General features: G+C 51.8%; 17 protein-coding genes. 6 read left to right on the forward strand and 11 right to left on the reverse strand.

The genetic code is table 11. The features are described from left to right. Nucleotides 1–42 precede the first annotated feature (42 nt). Both EGT74_RS07500 and EGT74_RS07505 read left to right on the forward strand, forming a co-directional pair. Nucleotides 43–669, forward strand: coding sequence for an SCO family protein (locus EGT74_RS07500; protein WP_123845895.1), 627 nt, complete (start codon nucleotides 43–45; stop codon nucleotides 667–669). A 12-nt stretch (nucleotides 670–681) separates the two neighbouring features. Continuing rightward, nucleotides 682–1,110 carry a Fur family transcriptional regulator gene (locus EGT74_RS07505; protein WP_123845896.1) on the forward strand — a complete coding sequence of 143 codons (429 nt, stop codon included), beginning with the start codon at nucleotides 682–684 and terminating at the stop codon, nucleotides 1,108–1,110. Here EGT74_RS07505 and EGT74_RS07510 read toward each other — a convergent pair whose 3' ends face one another. The 4 genes from EGT74_RS07510 to EGT74_RS07525 all read right to left on the reverse strand — a co-directional run bounded on the left by EGT74_RS07510 (nucleotide 1,111) and on the right by EGT74_RS07525 (nucleotide 6,032). After that, a complete protein-coding gene (locus EGT74_RS07510) occupies nucleotides 1,111–1,800 on the reverse strand; it encodes a DUF6624 domain-containing protein (RefSeq protein WP_123845897.1) in 690 nt (229 codons plus the stop codon). A gap of 2 nt (nucleotides 1,801–1,802) precedes the next feature. Continuing rightward, complete coding sequence (locus tag EGT74_RS07515; protein WP_123846847.1) at nucleotides 1,803–3,530, reverse strand: M3 family oligoendopeptidase; 1,728 nt, start codon at nucleotides 3,528–3,530, stop codon at nucleotides 1,803–1,805. A 106-nt stretch (nucleotides 3,531–3,636) separates the two neighbouring features. Next, complete coding sequence (locus EGT74_RS07520; RefSeq protein ID WP_123845898.1) at nucleotides 3,637–4,263, reverse strand: DUF5606 family protein; 627 nt, start codon at nucleotides 4,261–4,263, stop codon at nucleotides 3,637–3,639. A gap of 89 nt (nucleotides 4,264–4,352) precedes the next feature. Then, entirely contained in the window at nucleotides 4,353–6,032 is a 1,680-nt protein-coding gene (locus EGT74_RS07525) for a lamin tail domain-containing protein (RefSeq protein WP_123845899.1), read from the reverse strand. A gap of 95 nt (nucleotides 6,033–6,127) precedes the next feature. On the opposite strand from EGT74_RS07525, the gene EGT74_RS07530 reads away from it, so the two are divergent. Further along, entirely contained in the window at nucleotides 6,128–7,117 is a 990-nt protein-coding gene (locus tag EGT74_RS07530; protein ID WP_123845900.1) for an aspartate-semialdehyde dehydrogenase, read from the forward strand. Nucleotides 7,118–7,595: 478 nt separating this feature from the next. Further along, entirely contained in the window at nucleotides 7,596–7,847 is a 252-nt protein-coding gene (locus tag EGT74_RS07535; RefSeq protein WP_123845901.1) for a hypothetical protein, read from the forward strand. A 118-nt stretch (nucleotides 7,848–7,965) separates the two neighbouring features. Here the strand turns inward: EGT74_RS07535 and EGT74_RS07540 are convergent, their stop codons facing one another. From EGT74_RS07540 to uvrB, 4 genes are all read right to left on the reverse strand, one after another. Beyond that, nucleotides 7,966–8,628, reverse strand: a complete 663-nt coding sequence (locus tag EGT74_RS07540) for a DUF2461 domain-containing protein (protein ID WP_123845902.1) — start codon at nucleotides 8,626–8,628, stop codon at nucleotides 7,966–7,968. A gap of 161 nt (nucleotides 8,629–8,789) precedes the next feature. Then, entirely contained in the window at nucleotides 8,790–9,851 is a 1,062-nt protein-coding gene (locus tag EGT74_RS07545) for a porin (RefSeq protein ID WP_123845903.1), read from the reverse strand. A 194-nt stretch (nucleotides 9,852–10,045) separates the two neighbouring features. Beyond that, entirely contained in the window at nucleotides 10,046–11,362 is a 1,317-nt protein-coding gene (locus EGT74_RS07550) for an ammonium transporter (RefSeq protein WP_246008143.1), read from the reverse strand. Between the two features lie 495 nt (nucleotides 11,363–11,857). Continuing rightward, the gene (uvrB, locus tag EGT74_RS07555; RefSeq protein WP_123845905.1) at nucleotides 11,858–13,906 is read right to left on the reverse strand and encodes an excinuclease ABC subunit UvrB; all 2,049 of its coding nucleotides are present in this window, start codon (nucleotides 13,904–13,906) and stop codon (nucleotides 11,858–11,860) included. Between the two features lie 93 nt (nucleotides 13,907–13,999). Here uvrB and EGT74_RS07560 point away from each other — a divergent pair, with 93 nt between their 5' ends. Then, entirely contained in the window at nucleotides 14,000–14,800 is an 801-nt protein-coding gene (locus tag EGT74_RS07560; RefSeq protein WP_123845906.1) for a S1/P1 nuclease, read from the forward strand. A 72-nt stretch (nucleotides 14,801–14,872) separates the two neighbouring features. On the opposite strand, the gene EGT74_RS07565 is transcribed toward EGT74_RS07560, so the two are convergent. Together EGT74_RS07565 and EGT74_RS07570 are read right to left on the reverse strand one after the other, a co-directional pair. Continuing rightward, on the reverse strand, nucleotides 14,873–15,796 hold the full coding sequence (locus EGT74_RS07565) for a PfkB family carbohydrate kinase (protein ID WP_123845907.1): 924 nt from the start codon (nucleotides 15,794–15,796) through the stop codon (nucleotides 14,873–14,875). A 54-nt stretch (nucleotides 15,797–15,850) separates the two neighbouring features. Next, complete coding sequence (locus EGT74_RS07570) at nucleotides 15,851–17,266, reverse strand: MATE family efflux transporter (protein ID WP_123845908.1); 1,416 nt, start codon at nucleotides 17,264–17,266, stop codon at nucleotides 15,851–15,853. 487 nt (nucleotides 17,267–17,753) lie between these two features. On the opposite strand from EGT74_RS07570, the gene EGT74_RS07575 reads away from it, so the two are divergent. Next, a complete protein-coding gene (locus tag EGT74_RS07575; RefSeq protein ID WP_123845909.1) occupies nucleotides 17,754–18,272 on the forward strand; it encodes a hypothetical protein in 519 nt (172 codons plus the stop codon). A 181-nt stretch (nucleotides 18,273–18,453) separates the two neighbouring features. On the opposite strand, the gene EGT74_RS07580 is transcribed toward EGT74_RS07575, so the two are convergent. Next, a complete protein-coding gene (locus EGT74_RS07580) occupies nucleotides 18,454–20,451 on the reverse strand; it encodes an OmpA family protein (protein ID WP_123845910.1) in 1,998 nt (665 codons plus the stop codon). Between the last annotated feature and the right edge of the window lie 6 nt (nucleotides 20,452–20,457).

Genomic DNA, 20,457 nt, shown 5'->3' on the forward strand with positions numbered 1-20,457 from the left:
AAACTGTACTACCTTTGCATATTGGATTCAAGCAGCGTGGTTATGTCTAAAAAAGCGATCTTTTATATTGTGTTTTTTGTGGTCCTGAGCATCGGTTTTATGGGTTACTCCGGACTGATGATCAAGGAAGGAACGGGCGAGTTTTTCGGGAAAGAGAAGCTGCCGGTACTGGGCACACCCGGTCACAAGGTGCAGGGTTTTAACCTCACGAACCAGGACGGAAAAACCGTGACGCAGGATAACGTGAAAGGGAAAATCTATGTGGCGGAGTACTTTTTCACCACCTGCACGAACATCTGCCCGGTGATGAACAAAAACATGGAAAAAATCTATCAGAAATACGGCCAGACGCCCAACTTCATGATTCTTTCCCATACGTCCGATCCCGATTATGACTCCATCCCCGTGCTGAAGGCGTACGCGGAGAAACACGGTGCGGATTCGAAAAACTGGCATTTCCTCACCGGCGACAAACGCCACCTGTATAAACTGGCCCGTGAAAGTTACCTCGTGGACGATGGTACTTTTACCGGCGAAGACGACTTCATACACACCCAGTGGTTTGCGCTGGTGGACGGCGACGGACAGATCCGCGGCTTGTATGAAGGCACCAAAGACAAAGACATTGAAAAGCTGATCAAAGACATTGACCGGCTCATGCATGAATAAATTTTGACGAACATGCTTGCAAAACAAAAAGAACTCATTGTGCAGTTGTTGCGCTCCAGTAAACTCAGTATTACGGATACGCGTGTTAAAATCCTGGAGCTCTTTCTGAAAAGTAACGGCGCACTTGAACATGCTGATTTTGAAAAGTTGAGCGGGAAATCGTTCGACAGGGTCACCATTTACCGCACCCTGCAAACATTCCTCGATAAGGGCATTGTACATAAAATCCCTACCACAGACACTTCTGTGCGGTATGCCATCTGCAAATCAGAATGCGGCGAGCACGATCACCACGATCATCATGTGCACTTCCGCTGCGAAGAATGCGGCAGCACCCGTTGCCTCGAAGAAACGGACATCCCCGTTATTTCCCTGCCGAAGGGGTATGATATGCGGAATGTGGAAGTAGTCGTAAGCGGCGTGTGCAAGGAGTGTAAATAATCATTCTTCCTCCATCCGGAAATCGCCCAGTTTCACTACCTGGTATTCAAAACCATGGAGGCGGGCATATTCTTCGATGGTCCCGTCGATGCCGGCTGTTTTGCGCCGTTCGTTCACCCTGGCCGGTTCTTCCAGCGGCCAGATGAATTTCATTTTCTTTCCAGTTTTTTTCATCACCCCTTCCGCTACCTGCGAACCATAACGCTGTTCTTTTCCCTGCCCCACCAGCATCCGGTCGAGCGAATAGGCATAATTGGCGAACAGCATTTCTCCCTTATCCACGGCTTCCTTAAAAACAGGCATATACGCCGCCAGCACATCCGGATCGGCGTGGTGAATGATGAGCCAGGGGATAAATGCTTTTTGCGCACCCAGCACGGTTTTGCCTGGATAGCCCTGCTTTTTGATGATGGAATCGATGAAACGGAGATTGGCGGAGTCGATGATGGCCATCTCATTCACAAGATATTCGACTACCCTGTCGCGCTGCGCGGGAATGCGCGCGGCGCGGGCGATGGAGTCTTTCAGCACCTGGTTGGTATCGATGGCGTAAAGGAGTTGCCGGTATAACTGGTCCCTTTTGAAAATACTGTCCATCGACCGTGCAAGCGCAGGATTGGTAGGTACCTGCGCCTGCAGGGCAACGGCGGCCGCGAGGGCCGGAAACAACAGTATAATGAGGCGTTTCATGTTTATGCTTCGGCAATCACCTTGTCTATTTCCTCCTGCACAAAGCCTGCCAGTTCTTTGACGTACGCGGGAGAAAAGTCGAACCGGATACCCGCTGCCGTGTAAAGCTCACGCAGGGTTTTGGTGTAACCGAGGCTCAGCGCCTTCATGTAATTGTCGAGCGCCTGGGAGGGATTCTCCTTGTATTGCTTCCACATGGCGATGGCGCCGAGCTGTGCGATGCCGTACTCGATGTAATAAAAAGGTACTTCGAACAGGTGCAGCTGGCGCTGCCAGTTGCTGGCCCGGTAGGCTTCGTGACCGCTCCAGTCCACATTCCCCGGCGTAAACTCGTCCATGATAGCCAGCCAGGCCGCCGTACGCTCCGCTTCGGTATGCTGCGGATGTTCGTACACCCAATGTTGAAATTTGTCGATGGTGGCTATCCATGGGAAGATGGTGATGGTGCGTTCGAGCTGCTGCAGTTTGGCGCGGCGCAGGTCTTCCTTATTGCTGAAGAAAATGTCCCAGTGATCCATGCTGAATAATTCCATGCTCATGCTGGCCACTTCGGCTATTTCCATCGGGTATTCCTTAAAGGCGCTGAGCTGCAGGTGGTGACTGAGGAAGGAATGGATGGCATGCCCGCCCTCGTGCACCATGGTGGTCAGGTCTTTCATCTGGCCGGCCGCGTTCATAAAAATGAAAGGCACGCCGGTTTCCGCGAGGGGACAGTTATATCCGCCGGGAGCTTTGTTTTTACGGCTGTCGAGGTCGAGGCGGCCCATCTCCTTCATCACCTGCAAACATTCTCCGAAAAACGGGCGCAGTCGGGTAAAGCAGGCGATGGATTTGCTGATCATTTCATCGCCGGTTTTAAAGGGCTCCAGCGGTTTGGTGCCTTCCGGCTCCGCTTCCGTGTCCCAGGGCCTGAGCACATCGAGCTGCAGTTTGGCGCGCTGCCTTTCCAAAGCCTGGCGCACCAGCGGCAGCATGTGTTCCTTGATAGCGGTATGGAACTGGAAACAATCTTCTTTCGTGTATTCAAAACGGCCCAGCTCCTCGAATTTGTAATCGCGGTAGTTGGCGAAGCCGGCATTTTGGGCGATCTGATCTCGTTTCGTCACCAGCGTGGTGTACAGCTGGTTGAGCGTTTCTTTGTCCTGCAGGCGGCGTGCGGCCGTTTTGGTGAACACTTCCTCCCGCAGGCGCCTGTCCGGACTCTCGAGGAACTTGGCGGCCTGTTGCAGGGTGAATTCCTGGCCGTTCACTTCCACCGTCATTTTACCGGAGATTACGCCATACTGCTGCGCCAGCACGCTGAGCTCCGCCTGGATGGGAATGTTCTGCTCGTTGAAGAGTTTCACCGCTTTTTCCACATTCCTCAGGTAGGTGAAATACAACTGCTGATCGAGCTGTTGTCTGAACGGCGAGGCCAGCAGCTTGCGGTTGAGCGCATCCGCATAGGGTTGCAGCCGGGGCTGTATTTCCATGCAGAAATAGGTGAAGGCCTCTTCGTATTCCTTGTTCGCCGTGTCGCGCGTCATGCGGATCTGGCGCCAGCAGGCATCTTCGCTGATCACCGCTTCCAGTTCGCTGAGGTCCGTCAGCCAGGTTTCCATGTCGGCGGCGCTGCCGATCTCGCGGTTCTGCAGGGCCTCGAAGTACGGCAGTAAGGTTTCCCAGGAAGTTACGCTGAAATCTTTGGGCAGGAAGCGCCTCGGCGGCGCGGTTATATGAGCACTTTGCATGATCTGTTCAATTGATTCATTCATTGTAAAAAGATAAGCCCCTTTAAAAAAAATTCCAAATCCGGGCGGGATTTGGAATTTCAAAAGCTGGAAAAAACCAGTGTTGTTATTCTTCGGTTTTCTTTTTACGGGTAGTTTTAGGCTTTTTCTCCTCTCCTTCAGCGCCCTCGGTGTCGGCAGCGGCCTTTTTTGCGGCGGCTTTCTTTTTCGGAGCGGCTTTTTCGGCTGCAGGCGCTTCTTCAGCGGCAGCTTCTTCTTTCTTGGCCTTGGCTTTCGCTTTAGGTTTTGCTTCTTCAGCCGGTGCAGGCGTTTCGGCATCTTCCGCTTCCACTTCTTCGGTTTCTTCCTCGAAAGTCAACAGATCGTTGGTTTTGAGGATGGCATACCATTTCACCATCTTTTTCATGTCGCTTACATACACACGGTCCTCGTCGAACTCGGGGAACACGTTTTTGAAGTAAGCCTTGATGGCGTTATTGTCTGCCTTTCCATCCGCGAGGGGGAACTGGGCTTCTTTTTCCTGCATTGCTTTGAATACCGCCGACAGGTTTACATTATCGCCAGTTGTAAAAACCTCAATGCTTTCCAATGGGGTAAAATTATGTACCCGTGAAGACACGAAGCGGGTGCTTTTGTCTTCCAGCGATCTTACAATAGCGCCATCCTGTTTGCTGGCCAGCAATTGGAATAAACCGCCTAAACCGGTTACTGCAACAATTTCTCTGTACTGCATGAATTCATTTTTAAGAACGGCAAATATAAAAAAATAGCAATAGATATGGGCCTGACAAATTTTCACCCCTGCCACCCGCCCCGGGAAAATCAGGTCCGGATCAATACCAGCGCGGATTTCCACGTCTTTACGACCCCGGCTCCGTTAAAAATCCGGATAAATATAATATAGATTCCGGCCGGCGCAGGCATTTTCAGGGCATTCAGGCCATCCCAGAACACTTTGCCGCTGCTTCCAAGCAGCAAATTACCGGCCAGAAGCCTCACTTCCCTCCCCAATGCGTCAAAAACCGTAATCGACCCCGTAAAACCGGGCCCCGGCAGTTGCCAGCTGATGGCGGCCACATCTTCGTGCCCGTCGTTATCCGGACTGAAGCGCGCGGGCTGCACGGCAAACACCCCCGCAGCCGTTCCGCCGTCCTGTAACTGGGAATTGGCATACCCCGGTGTAGCATAACCCGCCGTGGCCGCGGCCGAGTGCCAGTTCTGCGCGTGCTGCGACGGCCCGTAGGGGTTGAGCCGTTCAAGCGACACGCCCCTGGCGGAAGACAGGGTGTTCAAATGGAAAGAGCGGCGGTAGTCGAATGCATCCACCACGGTCCCGTCCGGGTACAGCAGCACCAGGCGGCCTTCATCGTCCGGCATCGGCGGCAGGGCCGGTAGCTGCAGCACCTCGCCTTTGCAGGCGTAGGCCCGGCATAGCGCGGCGGCGTCTTCCGTAAAAGCCAGGTATCCGCCGGGCAGGAGCATCCGCGGGCCAGCTGTGAGCGGAACGGCCTGTTTCAGCTGCCCGTCGGCCCCGCGGGTGGCCAGGTGCAACGGATACAGCTCCCGGGCCGTATTGCCCGGGTTGTGGATTTCCAGGAAGTCGGGGGTATCCGGCGGCGGGTCGAACAGCACTTCATTCAGCACGATGTCACCGCTATCGGCCCGCAGCGGCAACGCGAACGCAACCGGCAATCCGGGACCGGCATCCCTGCCGGCGCAATCGCGGAGGCCCGTGGCCTGCAGGCTATACAGGCGCCCTTTTTCCAGCGGCTGCGAAAGGTACAATACGGTGGTGTTGAAGAGCGGCGGCGGCACGGTAACGGATGCGATGCCGGGCAGGCTGTAAGCTGAAGGGGATGCGGCCGAAGCGCTGTCGGTGCCGGCGGAGAAGTGCAGCACCACCTGCGCGCTATCCGGCACGGATATACGAAGAATGTCCGGCAGCGGCGGCGGTTCGATGTTGCCCGCCACCGAATTCGCCGTTCCCGGCGTGCCGCCCGCTGGCGCCGTGGAGGCCGTCCAGTTTTCGGCGCCGGTGCAGGGCCAGCGCGGGTCCTTCATTTCCAGGCTCCAGCCCCCGGCACTTTTGAGGGCTGCGCCGTACCAGCTTTTATGATAAGCGACGGCATGCACCAGCGCTCCGCCCGGGTCATACAGGGCAATGGTTTCGCCATCGTTCCCCAGCGATGGAAAGCCGCTGCCGGCAATGCCCGGGGAAAACACGGGACGGGCGGAAATCACCACCAGGCTGTCTGCCTGCAGCCAGTATTCCGGCAGTTTCATGGTCTGACTGCTGTCTTTCAGCAGCCAGCCCTTCAGGTTTATCGGGACGCCGCTCACATTGCGCAATTCGATGAACTCAAATTCCGGAAGACCGGCGGAAGGCGAAGGATCGGCGAAAATTTCGTGGATGAGCACCCGGAAACGGTGCGGCGATGGCCGCTGACCGGCAGCGGACAAGGGCAGGGCGGCCAGGAGCAGGCCCCAAACAATGGAATGCATGAAAGAAGAATTTAATGAGTTAACAATCTCTCCGAATATAAAAAAAATCTTGGTTTTCTGTATTAATTTTGGGGCCTCTTAAACAAACATTCAAAATGAAAGTAGCCGTAGTAGGAGCAACCGGACTGGTAGGCTCCAAAATGTTGCAAGTATTGGCGGAAAGGAATTTCCCTGTAACGGAACTGATACCCGTAGCTTCCGAGAAATCTGTTGGCAAGGAAGTGATGTATAAGGGTAAGCCGTACAAGGTTGTGACTGCAGATACGGCTATCGGCATGAAACCGAATGTGGCTATTTTTTCCGCAGGCGGCAGCACCTCCCTTGAGTGGGCGCCCAAATTCGCTGCTGCAGGCATCACGGTAATCGACAACTCTTCCGCATGGCGCATGGACCCTACCAAAAAACTGGTAGTGCCCGAAGTGAACGCGTCCGCCCTGACACCGGAAGATAAAATCATCGCCAACCCGAACTGTTCAACCATTCAGATGGTGCTGGTACTCGACCCGCTCCATAAAAAATACGGCATTCAGCGCGTAGTGGTATCTACCTACCAGTCTGTAACCGGTACCGGCGTAAAAGCAGTTACACAATTAATGAACGAGCGCCAGGGCATCGAAGGTGAAAAAGCGTACGCACACCAGATCGACCTGAACGTGATTCCGCAGATCGACGTGTTCCTCGACAATGGGTATACCAAAGAAGAGATGAAGATGGTGAAGGAAACGGTAAAAATCATGGGCGACGAACGCATCAAAGTAACTGCCACGACCGTACGAATTCCCGTAATGGGCGGTCATAGCGAAAGTGTGAATATCGAGTTCGATAAAGATTTCGATCTCGCTGAAGTGCGTCAGATCCTGGCGGCTACACCCGGTGTGATCGTAGTGGACGATCCGGCTAACGCGAGCTACCCCATGCCGAAAGATGCGCATGATAAAGACGAGGTTTTTGTAGGCCGTATCCGCAGGGATGAATCGCAGGCTAACACCTTAAATCTCTGGATCGTTGCAGACAATTTACGCAAGGGCGCAGCAACGAACGCTGTACAAATTGCGGAATACCTGCAGGGAAAGAACTGGTTATAAACTGGTTACAATAAATTATTTTTCGAAGGCCGGAGTGTATTAAAAACATCTCCGGCCTTTTTCTGTTTTTCAATATTCCATTGCAGCTCAACCACTTACCTGTAGCTACTTTCAACCGATTATCAAATCGACATCTGCGCTTTTTTGTTAATGCCCGGTATGCTTCCTTTATTCTCAATCAATTATACAGTTGAACATTTGGAATTTGTAAAAAAGAGATGTAAATTCACTTCCCCGTCAAAAAATACGTTGCGGGATATACGAACAATCTGTATTGAAGAGCAACTACCAGGTGCCTGCGGGTGTTTATTTTTTCATAGCGTCAGAAACTGTTAATAACTAGGGATAAAAACTACACGGAAGTAGTATTGATATGTGGGGGATAAACTTCAACTTTGAATTACAATCCTATGCTAATAAATTCTTTATCTGTTTTTTGCATGACAACTAAACTATCAAACTAAACACCCTTTATCCTATGAAAACCAACACTAACCGTGAACTTCTGTTAATGCACAAGTTTACCGAAGAGTGGAGCACGAATTTTTCCTCACAAGTCTCCCGGATTATGAACATCGTTGATCAGAAAGACACCCTTGATGGAATCATACCGATCATTGAAGTGGCTAACGTATACAATCAACGTTTCGCACAAACTCGCACTGACAAAGAAAACCTGTTGAAAAACCGTAAATCCCGCCCGTTTGAATTTTTGATACACAAAAACTGATTTACTGTTTCCCTGATTTCCCGCGGCAACAGCCGTGTTGAAATACTAGTTGCCGGCAGAACCCTGCACATTGCGGGTACATCTCCGGTAACTAGTACAAGAAGGGTGTTTTTTTGATTTAATCGTGCTGCGCGCTGTTCAGAAAATTAACGAACGGCTGCATCACGGCGAATGTGCGCAGGATCTCGCGCACGAGTGTAGGTTGTATGGCGGCTTCGTCCGTTACGTTGTGGGTCACCACCAGGCTTTTTAATTTGATATACGCGATGGCGGGATTGTCTTCATGATACCCCTGCGGCACCGTTTTCAACGTGTCGCCGTTCACTTTTCCGAACACGCGTATAAATTCCTTTTGTCCCACGATGCTTTCGAATGTGGGAAAGTTATAATCGATTTCCTGTCTTATTTTTTTCAGCACTGGCGCCTCGGGCATCCAGATGCCGCCGCCGGCGAAGCTGTTGCCGCCCGGCTCGAGATGGAAATAATAACCTGCGTACGGGCTTTTTTTGCCGCCTTTGGAAAAGGACGCGCCCATATTGGTCTTATAGGGCGTTTTGTCTTTGGAGAACCGGACGTCCTTATAAATGCGGAATACACAGTCTTTCACCTGCAGGCCCGCCATGGCCGGGTCCATTTTGACCAGGCCGTCTATGATCTGCTGTACCAGGCTCTCGAAATCCTCCTTCGCCTGATGATACTGGGCTTTATTTTCATCAAACCAGGCCTTGTCATTATGCAGCCGGAGGTCTTTCAGGAATTTCAAAGTGGAACGTTGTAGCATAAAAATTGCCCCTTTTGGGGCAAAAAGATACAAAAACTCCGGTTTGCCGGGAGATTTTTTCCCGCGACAAACCGGAGCTGTTGAATAAGGGCCGGCTAAACTAACCGGCCCTTCAGCATAATGGTCTGGTTAAACCTTCTTATATGAGCCAGGGTTTAGATTTAGAATTTGTAAATGGCGGCCAGCAGTACATTGGCGGAATTGCTTTTGGGCGTTTCCGCTTTTTTCATGAATGCATCTTCAGACGCCATGTCCATTCTTACCTCGGGAATCAGGGTAAACCCGCCGATCTTGTACTGCCCGGAAAGCGTGAGGGCAAATACGTTGCCGCCTTCTGGATATTCGGCCAGGGAATAGAATTTCTTGCCGTCTTTGTCTGACAGATACTCGCCACGCAGGGTCAGGCCGAAACTTTCCACCGGGTCGTAACTCAGGTACAGGGCAGAGCCGAACCAGTTACCTTTCGTATCATCCGGTTTGTTTTTGTACATGCTCACGGTGCCGTTGTAACCGAGGCTGAACTTGGGGCTTACCTGGTAGGTGATCACCGCGTCCAGTTGATCGTTACGGGTTTTGAGGGTATCGATACCGCCGATGTAGTTCAGGTAAAATTTGAATGGCACTTCAGCCGGGGCAAATCCATATTGCGCGCCTACATACTTGATGCCTCCCCATCCGGCGGCAGATTTGAAATCCGTCGGGTTAAAAACCCCCACCATGAAGTTATGCGAACCGAAAGTCATATCGGCTTTCACACCGGTGTGGAAAAAGGGGCCGTAGGAAAACATGTAAGACATGCTGTAGTTCCTGTTAGCGTAAGCGTCCACCAGTTCGTACCCTACGTGCGTGCTGTAGCTGCCCATGGTGAATTTCAGCCAGCTGGCAGGCGCATAGGAAATATATAATTGTTTGATGGCAAAACGGGTGCGATCGTCGTTATAAGAAAAATCCTCCGCCCTTTTTCCGAAGCCCAGATCCGCAACCAGCCCCACGTTTTTGAATGAACTTTCCAGTTTGAGGGAAATCATGTTCAGTTCAAAGGAGTTGTGCGTGTTGGTGAAACTGGTTTTTCCGTCGGTGGCGTTTTCATTGAGGTTATACTTATAATACACATCGGCAGAACCTGATAACTTAAATCCTACAGGAAGCAGCCGTGTAGAATCCTGTGCGGAGACAGACATAGCAGAGCATACAGCCAGAAGCGCGAATAAACTTTTTTTCATTATACGGGAGGTTTGGTTTGAACTTGGTTAATAAAGCAATAAGGGCCGCTGGTTGTTGAGGTGCTGAGTGGGGGCATAAGCCGCCCGGACCGCTTACCACCACAGCGGTAGAGCGCCGTGGTGGTAAACAATGTAAATCCGGATCAAACAATAGAACTAACTAGATATTGACTGGTTGATAAGATGAAAAGGGACTAGGACTGCTGTACGCCTACTTCTTCGTCGGCAAGCGCACCGTGGCCATTCACACTGAGGTTAGTGGGATGGTACGTTTCGTTGTGCTGTGTAACGTCCAGGCCGAGTTCTTCTTCCTGTTCGGTTACGCGCAGCGGGTGGATGAAGTTGATGAGTTTGAATATAGCCCATGATACGATAAAGCTATAGCTCACTACCAGCAACAGGCCAAGCACCTGGTTTTTGAAGAGGTTGAAGTTACCGTAAGCCCAGCCGCTTTCAGTGAGGGCGGGATTTACAGCAGCAGAAGCAAACACACCGGTGAGGAGCATGCCGGTCATACCGCCTACACCGTGGCAGGGGAATACGTCCAGCGTATCATCAATGGAAGATTTGTTTTTGTAGTGCACCACGATATTGGAGATGATGGCTGCAACAAAACCGATGAACAGGCTCTGCGGAACACCAACGTAACCGGCTGCAGGCGTGATGGCTACCAGGCCAACTACGGCGCCGATACAGAAACCGAGCACAGAAGGTTTTCTACCGCGGATAACATCGAAGAATATCCAGGAGAGACCGGCGGCGGCGGTGGCGGTATTGGTGGCGGCAAAGGCGGTTACAGCCAGGGCATTAGCACCCAGGGAAGAACCTGCGTTGAAACCGAACCAGCCGAACCAGAGCAGACCGGTACCGATCAGTACGAAAGGAATGTTGGCAGGCTGCAGTTCCTGTTTGGCGATGTGCGCTTTACGGCGTTTCAACACCAGGGCGCCGGCCAGTGCAGCGCAACCGGCGGAAATATGCACAACGGTACCACCGGCAAAGTCGAGCACACCCAGTTTAAAGAGGATGCCTTCCGGATGCCAGGTCCAGTGTGCGATGGGCGCATACACCAGGAGGCTGAACAGTACCATGAATAATACATAAGAAGTGAAGCGGATACGCTCAGCCACCGCACCCACCACGAGGGCCGGGGTGATTACGGCAAATTTCAGCTGGAAGAGCGCAAACAGCAGCAGGGGAATGGTGGCTCCCAGGCTCCAGGGCTCACCGGACGCAACCCCCTTAAAGAAAAAGAAGGTGGTAGGGTCGCCGATCAGGCCGTTCTGAGAGGTGCCGAATGCAAGGCTGAAACCAACCACCACCCAGATCACACTGATGAGGCCGGTTGCGATAAAGCTTTGCATCATGGTAGAAATCACATTCTTGCGGTTTACCATGCCTCCGTAGAAGAATGAAAGACCGGGTGTCATTAAAAACACCAAAGAGGTAGCTACCAATATCCAGGCGATATCTGCTACATTATATTTGCCGGCATCAGCAAATGTGGGCATAGTGGGAAGAAATATGCCAATTACTGCGAGTGCAGTCAAAAAAACAAAAGGCAGATAGTCCTGAATTGAAACTTTCTTCATAGCGTATCATTTTAAATTTCGAAATAAAAGTAGGCATGCAATTTAAAACGTCAAATAGAAGGGGCAAAAATTGGAAATATTTGAAAAAATGGGCTTGAAGAAGGCTCAGAAAACAATCAAATACATATTAATTATAATATAATTACTGTTTTTGCGTGGTGCAATAGTGCTAATATTGGTTGTTTTTGCACTTTAAAATAATGATAATAAATGAGTTACAAAAATATTGCCGCCCGATTACGAAATTCTAATTTTCACTGGGGCAGTTATCACTGTAAAATTTCAAAAATCGCTTGAATCTTTTGACTGATAAGGATTTAAATATTAAAAGGGATAATGTTGTTTAGTAAAAAACACCATTATCCCTTCAATTATATTACAATAAATTCTATGTAATGTTTGTTGTTTTAGCAACTATTTCCGCTTCATGTTCTCCAGTTCCTGCTGCATGGCAAACATCTGGTCCCTTAATCGGGCGGCTTCCATAAAATCGAGGTCTTTCGCGGCCTTCTCCATTTCCTTCCGCACCCGCTGGATGGATTTTTCCATCTGTGGAATGCTAGAAATGGTATTCTGGTTGAATACCACCCCTTCGTCAGCCACTACGGCCATCTCGTCATGCACAGCGTAAGGCGAACTGTCGTCGAAGTGCCTGATCTCCAGCACCGCCGTCTGTCCCATGATCTGTTCTTTCGACTTGAGCACGGTTTTAGGCGTAATGCCGTGCTCCTCGTTGTATTTCCGCTGTTTCTCCCGGCGGCGCGAAGTTTCGTCGATCGTACGCTGCATGCTGTCGGTTATCTTATCGGCGTAAAATATCACCAGCCCGTCCACGTTCCTCGCAGCGCGCCCGGCAGTCTGCGTCAGCGAGCGCTCGTCGCGCAGGAAACCTTCTTTATCGGCATCAAGGATGGCCACCAACGATACTTCGGGCAGGTCGAGACCCTCCCTCAGCAGGTTCACCCCTACCAGCACGTCGATATTGCCAAGGCGCAGGTCACGGAGAATCTCCACGCGTTCCAGCGTATCCACCTCGGAGTGAATGTAACGGCTCTTAATATTAATACGGTGCAGGTATTTGTCCATTTCTTCTGCCATCCGCTTGGTAAGCGTGGTTACAAGCACCCTGTCGCCTTTCAGCACACGTTTATCTATTTCATCCAGCAGGTCATCCACCTGGTTTTTGCTGGGCCGCACCTCAATGGGGGGATCCAGCAGGCCGGTGGGACGAACGATCTGTTCCACCACCACACCTTCCGTCTGTTTCAGTTCATATTCACCCGGGGTGGCGCTTACGTAAATGGTCTGGTTCAGCAGGTTTTCGAACTCGTGGAAGTTCAGCGGCCGGTTATCCAATGCTGATGGCAGGCGGAAGCCGAAATCCACCAGGGTCAGTTTCCGGGAACGGTCGCCGCCGTACATGCCGCTCACCTGGGGAATGGTTACGTGGCTTTCGTCGATCACCAGCAAAAAGTCTTTCGGGAAATAGTCGAGCAGGCAGAACGGCCGTGTTCCGGGGCTCCTGCGGTCGAGGAACCGGGAATAGTTTTCGATGCCGCTGCAATAACCCAGTTCGCGGATCATCTCCACATCGTAGTTCACCCGCTCGGACAACCGCTGCGCTTCGATCAGCTTCCCCTGGCTTTTGAAATATTCCACCTGGGCCGTCAGTTCATCCTGGATTTCGTGCAGGATCTGCACCATCAGATCTTTCGGGGCGAGGTAAAGATTGGCGGGGAATACGGCCGCCGTATCGAGTGTAGCAATGCGTTTGCCGTTGGTGACGTCAAAACTTTCTATCTCTTCGATTTCGTCTCCGAAAAATGTAATACGGTAGCCATAGTCGACGTACGGCAGGTTAATATCTACGGTATCGCCCTGCACCCGGAAATTACCGCGGTTGAAATCGCCGGTGGTGCGGGTGTAAAGGGCGTTGACGAGGCCGTGCAGCAGGGTGTTGCGGCCGATGGTCAGCCCTTTGTGGATACGGATGATGCCGTTTTCAAAATCGGTGGGGTTACCCATACCGTAGATGCACGACACACTGGCCACCACGATGATGTCGCGACGGCCGGACAGCAGGTTGCTGGTCGCCCTGAGCCGCAGTTTATCCAGCTCTTCGTTGATCGCCAGGTCTTTTTCGATATAGGTATCGCTCACCGGCATATAGGCTTCCGGCTGGTAATAGTCGTAATAACTCACGAAGTATTCCACGGCGTTTTCCGGGAAAAACTGTTTGAACTCGCCGTACAACTGGGCTACGAGGGTCTTGTTATGCGTCAGTACGAGCGTGGGCTTCTGTACATTCTGTATAACATTGGCCACGGTAAAAGTTTTCCCCGAGCCGGTCACACCCAGCAGGGTTTGTCCGCGCTCGCCATCCTGCAAACCTTCCGTCAACAGGCGGATGGCCTGCGGCTGGTCGCCCGCCGGCTGATATGGTGCATGCAACTTAAAAGGCATATATTATCTGGATTTCCTGATTGGGAAACGAATTTCGGTATTTAGCGGGGAATGACCGAAATTCGGACGTTAAAATATTACAAATAGCACTTCATGAGAAAACATTTTTGGGCAGTGGCGCTGGCTGGCCTGCTGCTGACGGGAACCACCACCGCCAAAGCCTGGGGCCCTATCGGGCACCGCGTTGTAGCCGAAATAGCGGGCTTTCACCTGAGCCAGAAGGCCCGCGCGGGCATCAGCGCCATCATCGGCAACGAAACGCTGGCCATGATCGCCAACTGGCCCGACTTCATCAAATCGGACACCACAGGCCGGTATAAGCATACATCGCCCTGGCATTACCTCGATTTTCCCGGCCACTGCAGCCGCGGCGTGTTCGACAGCATCATGGCCGCCTCCACCGGCGAAAACATCCATACCATGACGCTGGCCATGATCAAGGAACTGAAAAGCCCGGCCACGTCCAAAGACCGCAAACGGTTCGCTCTCAGCTTCCTCGTGCATATGATCGGCGACATGCATATGCCCCTGCACGTAGGGCGCGACGAGGACATGGGCGGTAACAAGATCCAGGTCACCTGGTTCGACCGGCCCACCAACCTGCACCGGGTATGGGACGAGCACCTCATCGATTTTCAGCAATACAGCTACACCGAATATGCCGGCATTCTGCAGCGCCTCCTCGCGCCGGGGCAGCTCAAACAAGTGCAGACCGGCAGTTTTGCGGACTGGATGTGGGAATCGCACCTGGTATCCGACACTATCTACGACCAGATCAAACCGGGCGACAAACTCAGCTATCGCTACAACTTCCTGTTTGCCGATACGCTCAACGATCAGTTGCTGAAAGGCGGCGTACGGCTGGCGAAGGTGCTGAACGAAGTGTTCAAATAAGGGATTTCATATAAAAAGAAAGCGGTTGCATCTTTCCAGATGGCAACCGCTTTTTAAATTTATGCAGGCCTGTTATACCAGGTCGATGTCAAAATTCACCAGCTGCACAAACTGCTCCAGCCGGGCGCTGATATCTTCTTTCGTGATTTCACGCAGGCGGGCTGCGCCGAATTTTTCCACGCAGAAAGAAGCCATTGCAGAACCGACGATGATCGCAGTTTTCATATTTTCGAAAGAAATGTCCTTTGTTTTCGCCAGGTGGCCCATGAAGCCGCCTGCAAAGGTGTCGCCGGCGCCGGTGGGGTCAAATACTTCTTCCAGCGGCAGGGCGGGTGCGAAAAACACGTGGTTTTCGTTAAACAGCAGCGCGCCGTGCTCACCTTTTTTGATGATCAGGTAACGCGGGCCCATGGTCAGGATCTTCTTCGCCGCCTTCACGATGGAATATTCTCCCGTCAGCTGGCGGGCCTCGCTATCGTTGACCATCAGCACATCCACCATTTTGAGGGTTTTGAGCAGGTCTTCCAGCGCTACATCCATCCAGAAGTTCATCGTATCCATCACGATGAGCTTGGGACGGGTGGTCATCTGGTTAATCACGCTCATCTGCACCTGGGGCGTGAGGTTACCAAGAATGAGAAACTCGCTGCCCTGGTAGCTGGGAGGGATGACCGGCTGAAAATCCGCCAGCACATTCAGTTCCGTCGCCAATGTATCGCGGGAGTTCATATCGAGATGATATCTGCCCGCCCAATAAAAGGATTTTTCGTCTTTTTTCACCTGCACGCCGTCCAGCGACACGCCTCTCTTTACCAGGGCATCCAGTTCCGCCTGGGGAAAATCACCGCCGATAACAGATACCTGGTTAACAGGCTGTACAAAGTTGGACGCTGCCCATGCGATATATGAAGCGGAGCCACCCACGATTTTATCCGATTTACCAAAGGGCGTTTCAATATCGTCGAACGCCATGGTACCAACTACGGTAAGAGACATGTAAGGAAGTGATTTAAAGGTTTTAAAAACGGAGCAAATGTAACGAATTCGCTCCTAAACCTTTATTTTCTTCCAGTTTCCCCGTTTAAATATAACAATGGCCGTTACGGCAATCACCGATTCGGCGATCACAATGGCCGTAAATACCCCGTTGGGGCCCCATTTGAACATTACCGAGAGCATCCAGGCCAGGGGAATCTGCAGGGCCCAGAAGCCGAACAGGTTGATGAGCGTGGGCGTGCGGGTGTCGCCGGCGCCGTTGAACGATTGTGACATCACCATGCCGAAGGCATAAAACACGTAGCCGATGCTCATGAGGCGAAGGCCTTTGATACCGATCTCCAGCACGGCAGCGTCGCGGGTAAAGACCCGCATGATCTGGGGTGCCAGGATGATGAATATTACCGATACGATGCCGAGGAAGATCATATTCATATAGGCGGCCTTCCAGACGCTCTTTTCCGCCCGTTCCGGCTCGCCCGCGCCGAGGTTCTGGCCTACGAGGGTGGCGGCAGCGTTGGCGAGACCCCAGGCCGGCAGAATGGCGAAAACGATCACCCGGATGGCGAAGGTATAACCAGCCAGCGCGTCTTCCCCGAACTGGGAAATGATGCGGATGAGGAACAGCCAGCTGGCGGAACCGATCAGGAACTGCAGGGTGCCGCCGGAGGCAAGGCTGACCATTTTCAGAATCACCTCCCATCTGGGTTTCAGGTGCCGCCATGCGATGGCGATCAGCTTTTTTCCGCTGCAAAGATGATACACCTGGTAGGCAACACCGGCACCGCGCCCAATGGTAGTGGCAATGGCCGCCCCTTCGAGCCCCAGCGCGGGAACAGGCCCCAGCCCGTAAATCAGCAGGGGGCACAGGAATATGTTCAGGATGTTGGCCAGCCAGAGGCTACGCATCGCTATACTGGCCTCACCCGCCCCGCGGAATATCCCGTTGATCAGGAACAGGAACACGATCACGAAATTGGAAGCCAGCGCTATTTTCGTGTACCCATGCCCGGTGCTGACCATTGCCGCGTCCGCCCCCATCAGCTGCAGTATTTCGCGGGAGTAAAGGAGGCCGGCCACACTCACCAGTGCGGAAAAACCCATGGCCAGGTAAACGGCCTGCACGGCCGCGCGGGCCGCTCCTTCAGAATCTTTTTCCCCGGTACGCCTGGCAACAATGGCGGTAGCTGCCATGCTGATACCGAGGGCGATGGCGTAAATGATGCTGAGCACGGATTCCGTCAGGCCCACCGTGGCAATGGCCGCGTTGCCGAGGCCGCCCACGAAAAAGGCGTCGACCAATGCAAATAACGATTCCATCGTCATTTCCAGCATCATCGGAATGGCCAGTAATATCAGTGCGCGGTTGATGCTGCCCGCGGTATAAACTTTTTCGTTGCCTTTGATGGCTTCTTTGAATAACTGGAAAAATTGCTGCGTGCGGGAAACTGCCCGCGTAATGCTTCGCATGCCCTACGAGTTAAAAAATGAATAATGTAATAAATAATACGGGAGCGTTCCGTGAACGTCGTTCGCGATGAAAGTTGGCCGGCATGCGCAGTACCAACGGGCTTAAAATTTCATATGCGTAAAATTGAGGAACACAAAAATAACGGAATTGCCGGGCCGGCCATGCGAAATTTTATGAAAAGCGTATATCATAAGAGAAAAAGGACGAAGCCGGTTCGTCCCGCAACATCTGCACAATAAAAAGACGTCCTCTGCGTTCGCAACCGTCCCGCTTTCAGCAAAATACACGATAAATAAAAAAAATATTTCTTCCCGAATCCCGCCATGGCAACGCGTTTCCACGGGTCAACAAGGAGCATTTTCAAAAAAACAGACATTTTCTTTGTAACATTTTAAAACCACACCCGTTTAACATCTGTACAACAACCAAAAAGTACATCACTTAACCTAATTATTAAACTAAGCTTCTAAAACGGAAATCATGCTTATGCTTAACAAACAAGCCCGGAATCTGGGCCTGATCGCCATTGCCGTGTCCGGAATCACCATTGCATCGTGCTCTAAAGACGACAATCCTACAAAGGTTTACCGCTCCAAAGAATACACCCTCAATAGCAGTGCTACCGGTACAACGGCCTCTGGTAAAGTAATTGTACAGGAAACGTCAGACAGCACCTTCCGCCTGATCGTAAAACTGGACAAATCCACAAAAGATACGGTGTACACCTTCGCCATCTACAAAGGCAACAAAGGCGCCACCGCTCCTTTCGACACAGCGATTTCCCTGGGCAAAATCAAAAGCCAGACTACCGGCGCAGCGCTGGAAGCAAAAATCGACAGAATCGACAGCATCAAGATCAATGAGACCACGAAGAAAAAATTCACTTACGACAGCCTGCTGAAATATGACGGCTTCGCACGTGTTTCTTTCGTAGACCTGAAGGTGCCTGCCACACCGAAAGACAGCATCGTAGCGATCGGCAACATCGGCAAAAACGCACAGTAATTTCCTAAGCGTACAGTTTTTTAGTTGATAGATGGAGGAGGCTGTTCTGCCATGCAGAGCAGCCTTTTTTGCGTGCAAAAGAAATGGCCGGAAAATTTCCGGCCATCATTGTATATGAATAGGATATGGTTCATGATGGGAAAGAATTCCCGGTAAGAACATCTTTACTGCGTTAACTGAATCAATTCTTCAGGACCTTGAATTCCGTTCGTCGGTTTAACTGCCGGCCATCCGGGTTATCTTTTCCGTTAGGCAGGGTATTGGGGGCAATGGGCCTGCTTTCACCATAACCTTTGCTGATCACGCGGGCGGTGGGAATACCTTTGCCTACCAGGTAGTCCACGCAGGATTTGGCGCGTGCGTTGGACAATTTAAGGTTGTACGCATCGGTACCTTTACTGTCCGTATGCGCGCCCAGTTCAATTTCCATTTTGGGGTTATCGAGCAACAGATAATACAGCGAATCCAGCACCAGCTTAGACTCGGGGCGCAGGGTAGCTTTGTTGTAATCGTAGAAAATATCGTTGATGACAATGGGTTTATTGATCTCGAAACGTTTCAGGCAAACGGTAGGGTTCATCATAGAATCGACCATGCTGAGCTGTTCGGAGCTGAAGTTGAAGTTTTTGGAGAAGTAGTTGTCTTTTTCCACCACTACTTTATACTTCCTGTTCATCTCCACTTCGAACGAATAACGGCCCGTGCCGCTGGTGGTCTGCGTTTCGATCACGTTGCGCTGTGTGCTGTCGAGCAGCGTGATTTTAGCTCCGCTGAGCGGCTGGTTGGTTTCGCAATCGAGCACCAATCCGCCAGCCAGCCGCGCTTTGCGTTTCACGGCAAAAATTTCCAGGCAGCAGATCGATTCGCGATCCGAACTGATGAAACCTTTCTGCAGCGCATTGGCGGACGACAACGCAGCATAATACTGATCGTCTTTCGCGGAGTTCAGCGGGTAACCCATGTTTTCAGGAACGCTCCAGCCGCCGAAGTTGCCTTTGCTGCTGAAAAAATCCAGCCCGCCGAAACCTACGCGGCCGTTGGTGCTGTATATCAGGATCTGTTTCACCGGATCATAGAACGGTGCACTTTCTTCTTCGGTGGTATTGATGGTATTGCCCATGTTATTCGGCGCGCTCAGGGTACCGCCGGCGTTGATGGTGCTGTACCAGATGTCGAATTTTCCCTTCCCGCCGGGCCTGTCGGACACAAACAACAGATACTTGCCGTCTGACGTCACATAAGGCTCTTTGGAATTGTACCCGGGCGCATTGACGGACGCGTCCAGCTGCTGGGGCTCCGACCAGCTGTTGCCGCTGCGGGTGCTGCGGTACAGCGACGACTGTTTGTTGCCGTCTTTTTTCGTCCAGCGGGTCAGGTACATCGTATTACCGTCCGGCGTAATGGCCGCCGCGCCCTGCTCCATCCCTTTCTCCATGGGGATGGCCAGCTTTTCGTTGCTGTCGAAACTGTTCTGTCCGCCCCTGGCCACATACAGCGTGTTGATGAAAGGATTGGTCTTTTTTTCGATCAGCGATGAGTCCGGGCGCGAAGAAGTAAAATAAAAAGTATTGTTGCTTACCGGCACGGGCGCGTAGTTGGCGCCGCCCTGGTTGATGTTGCCGGTTACCTTCACCACTTCATACCGCGGAGGGAACTCCATTTCGTTGATGGCGAATTCACAGTTCTGTATTTCCAGCGCCGTACGGTTGGAATATTCGTCGGTGCCTTTATAACCTTGTTTGAATTGCTGGAACTGCGCCAGCGCCCTTTCATAATCAGCCGCCGTTTTCGCGTTGGCGCGGATGCAGGAGGCGTACCAGAACCGGGCGAGCGGGAACTGAACGGGATCAAAGTTTACGGTTTCGGCATACCACTTTTCCGCGTTGGCGTAGTCGTAATACATCCGGTACGATTCCGCGAGGCGGTATACCACCGTTTCATAATCCTTCAGTTTTTTCTGTTTGCTTTTGCCGTCTTTATCGAGCTGATACGGCCGGTATTCGCCAGGCTTCACCGTGAAGGTACCCAGCGCTTTGCTGTAGTACTGGGCGGCGGAATAATAGTCCTTCTGCTCAAAATACATATCCGCCGTGCGCTTGTAGTCGTATATCATTTGTGCACGCAGGCTGTTCAGGGAGCAACCGGCAATGAACAACAATATGAGAGTAAGTTTTTTCATAAGGTT

Source organism: Chitinophaga lutea, assembly GCF_003813775.1.
GTDB lineage: Bacteria > Bacteroidota > Bacteroidia > Chitinophagales > Chitinophagaceae > Chitinophaga > Chitinophaga lutea.